Annotated in this window: 11 protein-coding genes; 3 read left to right on the top strand and 8 right to left on the bottom strand. The window is 41.2% G+C overall.

Annotated features, from left to right (window positions below; genetic code table 11):
* Together IE056_RS00295 and IE056_RS00290 are read left to right on the top strand one after the other, a co-directional pair.
* Entirely contained in the window at positions 1-2,826 is a 2,826-nt protein-coding gene (locus IE056_RS00295) for a S9 family peptidase (protein WP_189602626.1), read from the top strand.
* Between the two features lie 507 nt (positions 2,827-3,333).
* Positions 3,334-5,397 (top strand): M13 family metallopeptidase, encoded by a 2,064-nt coding sequence (locus IE056_RS00290; RefSeq protein WP_189602625.1) that lies wholly within the window; start codon positions 3,334-3,336, stop codon positions 5,395-5,397.
* 165 nt (positions 5,398-5,562) lie between these two features.
* Here the strand turns inward: IE056_RS00290 and IE056_RS00285 are convergent, their stop codons facing one another.
* Positions 5,563-6,366 (bottom strand): NAD(P)H-binding protein, encoded by an 804-nt coding sequence (locus IE056_RS00285; RefSeq protein ID WP_189602624.1) that lies wholly within the window; start codon positions 6,364-6,366, stop codon positions 5,563-5,565.
* A gap of 195 nt (positions 6,367-6,561) precedes the next feature.
* Positions 6,562-8,874: a M28 family peptidase gene (locus tag IE056_RS00280; protein WP_189602623.1), complete on the bottom strand. Its 2,313-nt coding sequence runs from the start codon at positions 8,872-8,874 to the stop codon at positions 6,562-6,564.
* Between the two features lie 139 nt (positions 8,875-9,013).
* On the opposite strand from IE056_RS00280, the gene IE056_RS00275 reads away from it, so the two are divergent.
* A complete protein-coding gene (locus tag IE056_RS00275) occupies positions 9,014-9,481 on the top strand; it encodes a CBS domain-containing protein (protein ID WP_189602622.1) in 468 nt (155 codons plus the stop codon).
* Here IE056_RS00275 and IE056_RS00270 read toward each other — a convergent pair whose 3' ends face one another.
* The 6 genes from IE056_RS00270 to IE056_RS00245 form a co-directional block, all read right to left on the bottom strand.
* Positions 9,482-9,829, bottom strand: a complete 348-nt coding sequence (locus tag IE056_RS00270; RefSeq protein ID WP_189602621.1) for a hypothetical protein — start codon at positions 9,827-9,829, stop codon at positions 9,482-9,484. It lies immediately after the preceding gene.
* A gap of 18 nt (positions 9,830-9,847) precedes the next feature.
* Positions 9,848-10,375: a GNAT family N-acetyltransferase gene (locus IE056_RS00265; RefSeq protein WP_189602620.1), complete on the bottom strand. Its 528-nt coding sequence runs from the start codon at positions 10,373-10,375 to the stop codon at positions 9,848-9,850.
* Positions 10,376-10,378: 3 nt separating this feature from the next.
* Positions 10,379-10,855 (bottom strand): hypothetical protein, encoded by a 477-nt coding sequence (locus IE056_RS00260; RefSeq protein ID WP_189602619.1) that lies wholly within the window; start codon positions 10,853-10,855, stop codon positions 10,379-10,381.
* A gap of 121 nt (positions 10,856-10,976) precedes the next feature.
* The gene (locus IE056_RS00255) at positions 10,977-11,510 is read right to left on the bottom strand and encodes a DUF421 domain-containing protein (RefSeq protein ID WP_189602618.1); all 534 of its coding nucleotides are present in this window, start codon (positions 11,508-11,510) and stop codon (positions 10,977-10,979) included.
* Positions 11,511-11,525: 15 nt separating this feature from the next.
* A complete protein-coding gene (locus tag IE056_RS00250) occupies positions 11,526-12,791 on the bottom strand; it encodes a DUF389 domain-containing protein (RefSeq protein ID WP_189602617.1) in 1,266 nt (421 codons plus the stop codon).
* A gap of 254 nt (positions 12,792-13,045) precedes the next feature.
* On the bottom strand, positions 13,046-13,660 hold the full coding sequence (locus tag IE056_RS00245; protein ID WP_189602616.1) for a DEAD/DEAH box helicase: 615 nt from the start codon (positions 13,658-13,660) through the stop codon (positions 13,046-13,048).
* Positions 13,661-13,877: the final 217 nt, after the last annotated feature.

Below are 13,877 nucleotides of genomic sequence, written 5' to 3'. Positions count from 1 at the left end.
ATGATCAAAAAGGCTCTTCTGTTTACCCTTTTTTGTGGGTTAACATCGGCTTATGCACAGCAGAAAAAAGCACTTACCCACAAAGATTATGATTTGTGGAAAAGTATTGAAAATACTCAAATATCCAAAGATGGAGATCTAATAGTTGCTACCCTAGGTACCGCAACAGGCCGTGGGGACGGGTATGTAAAGATCTTCAATTCCCAATCGGGCGAATCTTTCACTTTTGAAAATGGCTATAAAACGAATATTTCGGGGGACGGGAATTATGTGTTTCTTCTAAGAAAGCCGCCGTACGAATTGACGAGACAGGAGAAGAAAGACGAGGTAAAAGAGGAAAAAAGGAAAAAGGATGATTTCTTCATTTTTGATGTGCACAGGCACAGGTTGGTGGATTCCGTTTTGAGAGTCAAGAAATATGAAATCCCTGTAGAAACCAGTGGTTGGGTGGTGCTGGAAAAATATAAAGACCTGAAACCGGAAAAAGATTCCACTGCAGAAAAATCTTCAGAAAAGAAGGACACCCTAGCAACAAAAAAATCGAAAAACCTTGCTTTGGAAGCCGATTACGCCCTGGTATATCAGCTGAAAAATCAGAGAATTGATACGATTTTTCAGATCAAGGATTTTGCCCTTCCGGAGGAAGGAAACAGCTTTATCTATTCCACTTCAGATAAAGAAAAAAAGCGGGACCTTGGAGTTTACCGTTACGATGTTCGACAGAATAATACAACAGCCCTCGATACCGGGCGTTTTAAATACGACAAACTTGCTATTGACAAAGAAGCAAGACAACTGGCTTTTATTGCTGCCAAAGATTCCACCGAAATAGATTCTCTTAAATTTGAACTTTTCTATGCTCAGGGAGTTCAGCTAAAGCAAATCACCGACACCTTGGGCAGGAACCTAAGAGAAAACTGGGAACTGGGTGCTACGCAAAATCCATATTTTTCTGAAAATGGAAAACGGCTTTTCTTCCATTCCCGCCCTGTAAGGCAGTTTAATACCGATACTACACTTCTGGAAGATGAAATTCCGCAGGTGGATGTTTGGAGTTACCATGATAAATTGATCCAGCCCGAACAAAAATCCAGAATTAAAGAACTAGAAGATAAAGCTTATGTATCTTTCTACAATCCCGAAGACGAAAGCATCGTGAACCTTCATGATGAAACCCTGGATTATGTGCTTTTTGATGACAACCGTGAGCAGCGGTATGTGCTGGGATACACCCACACGCCATATGCCGTGGAACGTTCCTGGGAATATCCGTGGATCAAGGATTATTACATTGTAGATACTCAAACCGGAAATAAAACGCTAGCCCTGGAAGGAATTTCCTCCAATCCCGACCTTTCACCTGACGGCAATTTTGCGGTTTATTACGATCAGGACAATAAGGAATGGTGGTCTTTGGATCTTCGGAACAACACCAAACGGAAATTAACAGACAATCTTCCCGTGAGTTTTTATGACGAAGAAAATGACGTGCCTGCCCTGCCACGCCCGTATGGTTTCGGCGGATTTACGGAAGACGGAAATGTACTGCTGTATGATCAATACGACATTTGGAGTGCCCATCTTTCTGAAGAAAAAGATCCTGTGAACATTACCCGTGACGGCAGACAAAACAACATTGAATATCGTGCTTTACGACTAGACAGTCAGCATAGAAACAATGTTTCTTACTACAACAATGGAATTTTAATCACTGCTTTTAATGACATTGACAAATCTGAATCCCTCTACAGCCTCAACTCGAAAAACGGCAGAAAACAGGCAATCGTAGAAACGGAGAATTCCAGCCTGAGCGGCTTTGAATTGGCTGAAGAAGAAGATGTTTTGGTGTTCAGAAAACAGAATTTCCAGAATTATCCCGATTTATATTTAATTGGAGAACCAAAAGCTGAAGCTGTGAAACTCACCAATGCAAATCCGCAGCAAAGCGAATTTAAATGGGGAATGGTAGAACTGGTTTCGTGGAAAGCATACGACGGGACACCTTTGCAAGGTTTACTGTACAAGCCTGAAGATTTTAATGAGGATAAAAAATATCCTTTGATGACTTATTTTTACGAAAAAAGAAGTGATAACCTTCACAGCTATCATAGTCCGCAGCCAAGTGCATCCATCGTAAACATGAGCTATTTGGTGAGCAATGACTATTTGGTTTTTGTTCCGGACATTGTTTATAAAGAAGGAAAACCGGGAGAAAGCGCATACAATGCAATTGTTTCAGGAGTGGAAGCGCTGGAAGAATATGAGTTTGTAGATTCCGAAAACCTCGCGATCCAGGGACAAAGCTGGGGCGGTTATCAAGTGGCACATTTGGTGACAGTGACCAATAAATTTAAAGCGGCGATGGCCGGTGCACCGGTGGCTAACATGACCTCAGCTTACGGAGGAATTCGATGGCAGAGTGGATTGAGCAGGGCATTTCAATACGAAAGAACGCAAAGCCGGATTGGGAAAAATCTTTGGGAAGGGCTGGATCTTTACCTGGAGAATTCTCCACTTTTCGGAATTCCCCATATTGAGACTCCGTTGCTAATGATGCACAACGATGCCGATGGTGCCGTACCTTATTACCAGGGAATTGAAATGTTTATGGGCATGAGACGCCTCAACAAACCCGTGTGGTTACTGGTTTATAATGATGAAGCCCATAACCTTCAGAAAACCAAAAACAGGCAGGATCTTTCCATTAGAATGATGCAGTTCTTTGATCATTATTTAAAAGGCGCCCCGGCACCTTTATGGATGACAGAAGGTTTGCCGGCAGTGATGAAAGGAAAGGATTTAAGATATGACCTGAATGAAGAGTAATTTTTTAAATATTCAAAAAATAAGGTTAAGCCCCTCCCATATTCCGGAGGGGTTTTTATTTGTAAAGCTCTTTACTGTTGAAGAAAGTTGGGCTAAAGCCTCTTCTCGAAGCTCATCTGATCACCACAGGCTAAAGCCTGTGGCTATTAAAAATTTTCAATACAGGCTTTTTCAAAAAAAACATTACCGCAAGAAACCCATGAAAAAGGCTGTTTAAAAGCTTTTGCCAGGAGCCAATGAATATTTATCAGAATTGAAAATCTCTGATTATAATATTCCAAATTCATTTGCCTCTGGTTTTAGCCGGAGGATCTAAAATTGTGATAAAAAAGGGCTTCAGCCCGACTTTTCAGTCTTCAGAATTAAATATCACTTTGGAATATAGTTTGTTTAAGAATGACCGGGATAAAATTCAGAATTATGAATTGGTAAGACTCCTAAGATTTCTGTACTACAAATCTGGTTCTTTTACTACTTTAGCGAAATTATTAATAACTAAATAATAACATGAAGAGAATAAAAAGTGTGCTTCTTTCATCTGTACTGGCTTCGGCTGCCTTAACGGGCTGTGCAGGCGACAAAGAAGCAGAAGTTGCGGAACAAAGAGGAATTAACCTGTCTTACATGGATACGACTGTGAGTCCGCGTGAAGATTTTTTCCGGTATGTGAACGGAAAATGGCTGGATTCTACCGAAATCCCGGGCGACAAAACTACCTGGGGAAGTTTCAACGAGCTCCGTGAAAAAACAGATGCAGATGCCCTTGCCTTGTTGGAAAGAGCTTCGGCAAATGAAAACCTGGACCCAAACAGTGACCAGGCAAAAGCAGTGTACCTCTACCAGACAATCATGGATACCGTGACCAGGAATAAGCAGGGAATCGATCCTGTAAAGCCTTACCTGGAAAAAATTGAAGCTATTCAGAATAAAGAAGACCTTCAGGAATATCTTACTGAAATGCAGATGTATGGTGGCGGCGGCTTCTTCTCCTTCGGCGTACGTGCAGATGCCAAGAGCAGTAACGAAAATGCAGCTTACCTGTATCCGGGAGGTTTAGGGTTACCCGATCGTGATTATTATGTTGCAGATGATACCGATTCTCAGGAAAAGAGAGAGCTCTACAAGCAACATATCACAAAGATGCTTCAGTTCCTGGGAGATTCCGAAGAAGAAGCTCAACAAAGTGCAGAGACCATTTTGGCTTTTGAAACTGCTATGGCCGAGCCAAGATTAGACAAAGTTCAGCGTCGTGATGCACGTCTTTCTTATAACCCAATGAGTGTGGAAGAGCTTCAGAATAAAGTTTCCGCAGTTAATTGGGATACTTATTTTGAAGAAATAGGTGCAGAAGGTGTGGACACCATTATTGTGACACAACCAAAATACATGGAAACTTTGCAGCAGACTTTTACTGAAAATAATGTTGAAGACTGGAAAGAGTATTTACGATGGACTTTATTTAATGATGCTGCCGCCAGTTTAACTACCGAAATTGAAACAGCAAACTGGGAGTTTTACAACAAAACCTTACGCGGAGCACAAGAGCAATTGCCTCGTGAAGAACGTGCGCTTTCTACGATTAACGGAACCATTGGAGAAGCTTTGGGGAAATTGTATGTAGAAGAACATTTCCCTGCAGAAGCAAAAGAGAAAGCTGAAGAAATGATCTCAAACGTTGTGAAAGCCTTTGAAAACAGGATCAACAACTTGACCTGGATGAGCGACAGTACAAAAGTAAAAGCCATTGAAAAATTAAGTACCACTACTATTAAAGTGGGGTATCCTGATGAATGGAAAGACTACAGCACGCTTGAAATTAAGAATCCTAAACAGGGAGGTTCTTACTTCCAGAATATGCTGAATGCTGCAAAATGGAATGTAGAGGATAATATTTCAGAACTTGATGAGCCGGTAGATAAAACCGAATGGTTTATGGCGCCACAAATCGTGAATGCTTATTACAACCCAAGCTACAACGAGATTGTGTTTCCTGCAGCTATCCTGCAACCACCTTTCTACGATTATAAAGCAGATGCTGCCGTGAACTATGGCGGGATTGGAGCTGTAATTGGTCACGAAATCTCTCACGGATTTGATGACAGTGGTTCCCGTTTTGATGCCGAAGGAAACCTGAACAACTGGTGGTCTGATAAAGATCTTGAAGAATTTGAAAAATTAGGAGGTGCTTTGGCCGACCAGTATAGCGCAGTTGAAGTTTTAGACAGTGTGTACATCAACGGAAAATTCACCCTTGGTGAAAACATCGGGGATCTTGGTGGTGTGAATGCCGCTTACGACGGATTACAAATTCACCTGGAAGAAAATGGACATCCTGGAGAAATCGACGGATTTACTCCTGAGCAACGTTTCTTCATGTCATGGGCTACCGTTTGGAGAACCAAGATGCGTGATGAAGCTTTGAGAAACCTTATCAAGACAGATCCGCACTCTCCGGGAATGTACAGAGCTGTTGTGCCGCTTCAAAATATCGATGCCTTCTATGAAGCTTTTGATATTGAGCCGGGAGACCCAATGTATATAGAACCCGAAAACAGGGTTGCCATCTGGTAATCTTTTCTTCGGAAATTATATTTGAAAAGCCCCTTTTTAGGGGCTTTTTTGGTTTTACTGCTGTTGCACTGAACCCGATATAAAAATTTACCTCAACTGTCACACTGAGCCCGACCATAGGGAGGAATAGTCGAAGTGCTTTATTGTTTGCATCTCTCTTTGAACCTAAATCTTATTTTGAAATTTCACTCCCAACTCTCTTTCCACTTTTGAAGCATCTATGATCTTTCCCTGGGAAGGAGCATCAAAATCAAACTCCGGCACTGGCAAATTTCTTTCTATGGCTGCTTTTGAATAATATTCCTTTTTCGTTGGATGCTCCGGAAATACGCCGTTGTAAATCCCGTTGAAGGCATCCTTTTTGAGAATCGCGCTAATAATATTAATGCAATCCTGCTGATGGATCAAGTTTACAGGAGCCAACGGATTGGAAATATTTTTCCTACCGGACAGGTATTTCACCGGATGACGATCTGCGCCTATGAGTCCGCCGAAACGCAGAATACAGGCATCAAAAAATACATTTTGGAGCAGCATTTTCTCTACAGAGATAAGTTGTTTTGCAGCTTCTGAAGTACCGTTGGGAGCGTCTTCTTCAGTATAAGTTGGAATCTCAGCAGTATCTTCATATACTGTGGTAGAACTAACAAAAAGCAGCTTTTTCAAACCTGATTTTTCGACCTCTTTTACTATTTTCTCTATTCCGCCGGCAAAATCCTGTTCCGGATCTCTGCGCAATCCCGGGGGAATATCGATGATCAAAACATTTGTTTCAGCAAGAAATTCCTGAATCTCTCCCGAAATCCCTTCCGAAGAAACAGAGATCTGATAAGGCTGAATTCCTTCCGAAGAAAGAATTCCCAGCTTTTCTGCTGACGTGGTAGAACCTTTAATGCGGTGGCCCTGCTTCTGGAGTTCTTTTGCCAGCGGTAATCCCAACCAGCCGCATCCTAAAATGGATATTTTCATTTATATTTTTATTTCGTTTTCATCTTCTCGCCCATTGTCACCTTGAGCCCGACCAAAGGGAGGAAAAGTCGAAGTGGGTTAATGTTGAAAGCTCCTATGAACCTAAATCCGTTTCCACAGGCTTCGATTAAGCGGCTGCGGCGGCTCAACATGACATTCTGTAATTTAATGAAACAGATTTTAAATTTAGCTTTCCTATTCTAAAGAAATCCTCTTCTTCACCACTACCGCATCGTTCAGGACAAAAGGCCGTGGGATCATTTCAGCAGTTCTGGGGGCAACATTAAGTTGCGGATTTTCAGTCAGGTTATGGCTGGCTTCATATAAAAGGAAATCGGGTTTGAGAGCAGACTTTAGACTAAATTCCAGGCGTAACGTGTCATTGTTTACTGCATAATAGGTGAGCAGTCGGTCTGTCCACCTGTTCTTAAAAACATGATATGTTTCATCTTCCGAAGAAACAGATTTTGCCTCAAGTCCGTTGACACGAAAATCTTCAAAATTTACATTTTTATCAGCAAAAAGTTCCATCCGGTTGATGTTTCTGTTGGGTGCAATTTTCACCGAATAAGAAGTTATTCCTTCTAAATTCCCCTCGTTTACTATCTCCACAAATGGAGCTGCCAGGTCTATAAGTGGTGCTTTGACACTTCGGGTAAATCCCGAATTATACTTACTGCTGAAAACTGCTTCTTTTTCCAATTCTTCTGAATCTTCATGGAAGTAGGATGCCGTCCAGGAATCCAGGATTTCATCGTATGTGTTCCAGGAAGCTTGCTGCACATTGGAATCATAAATGTAGACCAGACTGTTTGGCTTTGGCCTTTCCTCATTAAAACCTGACTGGAAATGTGCCAGCACGAACAGGATGAAAAATGTAAGAAAGCTAAAAAATGCCAGCGTCTGATTCCTTCGGTAGAATCCGAAAACCGGCCACAGTAACATCCAGACCAAAGCTGCCAGAACCGCGGAAACAAAAAGGATCTTTAATCCCAACGCCACCGGGAAAGTTACCATAAAAGGCAATACAATAAAGATGGCAGGCAGGCTTAAAAGTGCCAGCAAAATCAGGTTTGGCTGCTTTTGCTGAACAAGGATAAAAAGCTGAAGCAATCCAAAATACACAGGAATAACAAAGTATGCCGCACCCTTCAGGTAAAAGGCAGCACCCGCACTTATAAGGATCCATAAAAACAGGGGAGCTACAAAGAGCTGCCGCGTATTATCGGGCTTCTGAAATTTTCGATAGACACCAAAACAAATCGCCAGCGAAAGAAATATAGCTGCAGCAATATAAAAATAGCCATTGTAGGTAAATCCATGTTCCATTTCCCGGTACTGCGGATAAATTAGCAGACAGAACTGCCACAGCAGAAAAGTAAGCAGGCCGGCACCAACCAAAGAGATCAACATTGGTATAAATCCGCGCAGGATGTTCATGAAACGTAACCGCTTTTTCAGGAAGCCGTAGGTGATAACTCCCACAAAAAGAAGGATTGCCAGAACCAGTAAAGGAATGTTCCAGGAAAAAGGATATTGCACCATTTTCAACACCGGAACATTAAAATAAATAAGATCATCAGCTGATTCAAAATTTTCCAGAGGCCGGTCACTAAAATAACGGAGCAGTGGCATCAAATAACTTCCCTGATGCGCCAGAGTTTCCTTATCGAGGTTCTTCGGAGTATCTGTAGCTGTGTGATAATCGAAATGATCATCAATAAAGGCAAAATTGAATCCGTTGATATTACCCTGTTCGCGCAACACCGTAAGATCTGTATCATTGGGCAGCATTTTATAAACACTATAAGCAAGGGAATTGGTAACGGGATAATCTGGATTTGCTGCAATGAATTCCTGAATGAGTTTTTTGTTTCCGCTGTTAGTTTCCAGGAGCATAAAGGAATTTCCGCCACTTCCGCGGGATTCAAAGTTTAATGCCAGCCCTATATCTTCTGCCCATTCGTGGTCATTTACAAAGGCCTCGGCCCCGTTCAGTCCCAGCTCTTCCCCATCGGTGAAAACGATTATTATATCATTGATATGTTCTTTTTCCGAAGCCAGGAAAGCACGTATTCCTTCGAGGATGGTCCCTACTCCACTGGCAGCGTCACTGGCTCCGGGGGACGAATGTACGGCGCTATCATAATGCGTGAGCAGCAAAAGGGATTTTCCCGCGCCGGATCCTTCTATGCGGGCAATGATGTTTTGCGGCCGGGTAAGAGTGCCACTCTTATTAAGAGAATACGTTTCCTGGGTATGCACCAGAATCCCCATTTCCTGAAGGTCAGAAACAATATAGTTTCTAACCCTGCTGTGAGCAGGACTTCCCACATAATGCGGCTGCTGTGCGATTGCCTCCACATGAGCAAAGGCCCTCATCGTGGAAAATTCGTCTTCGGGAGCATTTGCCGGCGAAATTTCCTGAGGCATTGTGCCGTAAAAGCCCCAGAAAACCCCTGCCACAATGATTAAAAAGGAGAAAATGATGTGTGCACTTTTAGCCATGAACCAAATATATTTCAATTGAATCAAATAATCTCATTGTTACTTACAATATCCTAAAACTCTTCCCAATATTTGCTTAAAAATTTGTTTAACTGCTAAATTTGATTATTTTTAGTGGTTCACTTTCAAACATTTAGCTATGGGTATCAAGAGTTTTCAAGGAAGAAAGGCCGAACCGGAAAAGCCACAATCAAAGCCTATGCTCGTGGAAGATTACATGACTACAGATCTTATTACTTTCCAAAAAAATCAAAGCATTTATGCCGTCATGGATTTATTGACAAAGCATGACATCTCGGGTGGATGTGTGGTAAATGAGCAAAATGAACTTGTCGGGATCATTTCCGAAGGGGATTGTATGAAACATATTTCAGACAGCCAGTACTACAACATGCCAATAGAAGATTATACGGTTGAAAAGCATATGAGCTGTAATGTCGAGACCATTGACGGGAATATGAATGTGCTGGATGCTGCGAAAAAATTTATTGAAAGTAAAGTGCGTCGCTTTCCCATCGTCAAAGACGGTAAATTGGTTGGACAGATAAGTCAGAGGGATGTTTTAAAAGCCGCCATGAACCTTCAGGGCCAGAGCTGGTACGTATGATCAATTTCTTTTAACCAGCGCGTAGTAATCTCCCTCAAGTGGAAGGTAGCCATGATCGTACACGAAGTAATATACAGTGCCGGTTTTGGTAGTATAAATGCTTGTGAAATTTTCGAAATTAAAACCTTTTGAAACCAATTTAGATTTAGAAATTTTCGTTTTTCCTTCAGGATTTAGTTCTTCCAGAATGCGGTAATTCTTCCGGAGCTGATTGTTGACATTCCGCACCAGGTTTTTGCTGTCTTTGTTGAGATTATTGTTATGCGCATTGCGGCAATAATCGCTGCAGAATTTCTTATCTGCCCTGCCAACTATTTTTTCACCGCATTCTATACAAGCTTTTTGCATCTTTTAAAGATAATAAAATTATTTGCTTTTTAGTTTTGCAAAAAGTTCCACACTTATGAATTTTCCATTCTTTACTTCGGAATCCACCATGGTTCCTTCGTGCTGAAAACCTTGATTTTTTAATGCTTTTGCTGAATTCACATTTTCAGATTCAACAAAAGCTTCAATCCTGTGCAGGTGTAGGTTCTCAAATGCATAGTTACAAATCACCGGAAGCAACTCCTGAATGATTCCCCGACCCCAGAATTCGGGAAGTATCCAGAATCCGAGTTCTGTTTTTTTATGTTCCTTGCTGAGGTTGTTAAAACCGGTTGCTCCCAGGAATGTCTCATCCCCGGCAGAACAAATGGCCCGCCAGCCTCCGGTTTCCTTTTGTTCCAGTTCCCTGAACCACCTCATCTGTTCGCGCGTAGCTTCCAGGCTGTTGTAGCTAACTCCGTAATATTTTATTACTTCTGGATGGGAAAGACCTTTATAAATGTTGTTTAGATCAGAATCTTTAATTCGCCTGAGCAGGAAACGTTTGGTAGTTAACTCTTCGATCATGGCTTACCGGCTTAATTCCTCCAATTCGACCTCAAAATCATATTGCAGATCTTCGTGCAGGGAAGCAATCTTCTTTTCGACCATGGCTCGTTGCCGGTCGTATAAGCCCTGAAGTGTTTTATCCCTGTGAACCGAAGGAGAGAAAGTATCCATCTTCAGAAGGAAGTAAATCAACAGTTCCACCTCGGTTTCCTTCTTTCCGGAGTAACGGATGTACTTTTTCAGATTCCGGAGAATTTTACGGATACTTTTTTTGATGTAGTAATAGTTGTTGGTATTGATCTCGTCAAATTCCGCTTCCACTTCTTTTTTTACCCGCTCAATATAAGCAGATTCATCTGTAGATTCGAATAACAAATAAGTAAGTAACTCCTTATTTTCTTTTTTGAACTTTGACAGCCTTAAACAGGTTTCCAGCAACTCCTGGTGCGAGCGGTGTTTTAATTCGTCTTTAAGCTGCTTAATGGTTGCCGGTTTCATGTAGGAGTTGATTGACAGTAAAGATAATGGTATTTCAAGAAAGTAATGGGTTCGTTTAGGACTTCCAAAAAAAAGTGAAATTGATATTCTCTATAGATAGTTCAAAAATTCCTAAAATGGTTCATTTTTCCTCCTTTTCCAGAAGATCATCATACGTAATACCTTCATCTGATTCAGATTTTCTAATCACTGAAAAGGAACCATCGGTTTCAAATACCACCGCCTTTACTTCATTCAATGAACCAAAACTTTTTTTCCTGATGGCACTAAGCAATGCATCTTCCCTAATCCTTGATTTTCGCATGTTTTTCCGAAGAAATTCGCCATTATAGTACAGCAAGGTAGGCGGGGTGGTGGTGAATTTTTTGAATCTTTTTGAATGCACCTCTAGAAACGAAAACACGGTTTGGAGAAGGATGAGTAAAATAAAAGCGGTAATAGCTTCAGAAATTGACACTATGGATGCTGTAAGTATCCTGCCAAAGGCAGAACCAATGGCAATAGCAATCACAAAATCAAAAGTAGTCATTCGGGTAAGCGTTCTTTTCCCCGAAAGCCGCAAAAGGATCACCAGCCCCACGTAAGTAATTGAACCAACAACAAGGATCCTGAAAATAGGTTCCCAACCGCTCCAAAAATACACTACATCATCCATACGTTTTGGGATATATTAATTTTCCATGACGTTGATTTGATATACCTCATAGATATTGTCATAAGAATGCGTAAGGTTATTTTTTAAATAATTCAGGATATCTGCCTTTAATACTTCACTCGGGATCACTGTATCTTTGGCTACAATAGTTGCAGAAAAACTGGCAATAGACCGGTTATCCATCTTTACATTGGTAAAAGTTACATCCTTATTAAGCACCTCGATATAATTCACTTTATCCAGTTCTTTGCCCAGCACCTCATTTAGCTCAGTATTCATGCTGGCTTTCCGAAGGAATGGTGGCTGACTAAACTGCCAGTACATCATGGCTCCTATCCCCACCACCACAACCAGGGTGGTAATAAGTCCGGTAATTTTACTTCCTTTAAGGAACCGAACGCCCTGAGGGGTTACTTTCCCATAGAAATAAAAGACCAGCGTAGCAGCGAGGTGTATCCCAAACAACTGCAAAAGGATCCTGAAAAGGCTGCTAAACACTACCTGCCAGTCCATCATGTACAGTCCGGCGCCTATCAGTCCTACCGGTGGAGCCAAAGAAGCAGCCACCAGGATACCAACAGCAGCTCCCGAGACCAAACTGTCCCTTTCGGACTGGCAGATATTAATGGCACCTGCAAAACCGGAAACCAATGGCAGAAAAAGTGCAAATTTTGACACCTGACTAACTTCTTCCATCAAAGGCGTAAGCGTTGTTAAAGGAAATGCCAGCGTAAGCAAAAAGCTGGCAACAATACCTGTTCCTATAGCAATTGCATAGCGGGAAAGGCTACTTCTTAAAAGTGGCATTTTACCTGCTGCAGTGGCAAGGGCAGCATTCATGGCCGGACCCGCAAAAGGAGCCACAAGCATGGCCGCTACCAAAAGATAACTAGTACTGGTAAATAATCCTATCCACACTATAATTCCCGCGACGAAAGAATATCCAAAGAGTCCGAACATGGAGCCCACACTTTGAATACCGCCAAGATAAATTTCCAGCGAACTTTTTGCCTGCACATCGGCAACCTGGTCGGGAGAGTCGGAAGCTGGAGGGTAAAGGGAAATGATTCCCCGTGGAATCAGCGTAATTTCAGGCTTTTCAAATTCATCAATTGCTTTGAGGAAATTGTTGACCTTCTTGTTGGGAAGATAAACGAAAAAAACGTCGTGATGATGATCACTTTCAGAAAGATGAATGGTGTTTTTACCTTCAAATTCTTTCACGAGATTATGTACCTTTTCCTTATTTCCTGTGGGAATTTTTAATATTAACTGGCGCATACTTCTTGTTTATACTTTTGCTAAAAAGCTAATGCAGAATACATCCTAAACAAGCTATAAAAAAAATAAGGATTAGCTGTAGCGTTTATCAACATTTTAAGAATTGCAGATGCCAGACAAAATATTACCGGGAGATGAAAACCTTCGGAAGAAAAGAAGTATTTGATTTAGGTTACCGAAAAAATCAGAGTAAAGCTTCTACTGAAAAAATTATATACAGAAGTAAATTTCTGAAGAGAATATTCGGGAATAATTTATTTTGAAGTTACTACTTCCGAATGGGACATGAATGAATCCTGAAGCCTACCCACCTTGGCATCCATGGAGGTGGCAAATACCAGATACTGGCATTTTGTTACATGTTCCGGAATTTGGATAAGGTCATTGTAATCGCTGGTCTTTACAAGGAAATCTGCGTCCTCCACTGCTAATACTTTAAGTTCATTTAAATTGATTCCGCTAATTTTAAAGAGCTTTTTCAATTTTTTGGGAGTCGAAATGACGATATCCACTCCGTAATAGATCTCAATTTTCTGATCTTCAATATTAGGTTCATCAAAAGCTGAAAAGATCCTTAAAGAGGTATTTTTCAGAAATACTTTAAACTTTTCTTCCAGCTCCAGTGCAGCTTCTTTGTCTTTTACGAAGATCAAAGCCCTTGGTGCATCCTGAAAAGCTTCCCCCTTTAACTGCTGAATAGTGCCAATGATCAGAGCTGTTGTTTTTCCTGCACCGTCGGGTGCAATCCCAAAAATATTGGCTCCGCTTTTTATCCTGGGCAGGATTTTCTTCTGAAAAGGAGTGGGTTGCTCCATTCGTAAATGATCCAGGGTTTCTTTAAGCGGGGTATTCAGTTTTTTAAAAGACATATAATGATCTGATTATCTTGAAAATAAGAGAGCGTAATGCACTCCACAAATTCAGAAACAAAGGTACCACTGCTTTGTTAAATAAAAGAGAAAAACTTTTCTTCTTTTAAATATCTATTGACAAACGACTACAAATGTTTACAAACGAAATTAAACGAAAGCAAACATTTCCGAACCGAATGACCCGCAATTGCCGACCTATGTTTGTACCGTTGAA

Source organism: Salinimicrobium marinum (assembly GCF_014651535.1).
Lineage (GTDB): Bacteria > Bacteroidota > Bacteroidia > Flavobacteriales > Flavobacteriaceae > Salinimicrobium > Salinimicrobium marinum.
Note: the sequence above shows the minus strand (reverse complement) of the source record. Positions and strands in the feature narration are given on the sequence as shown.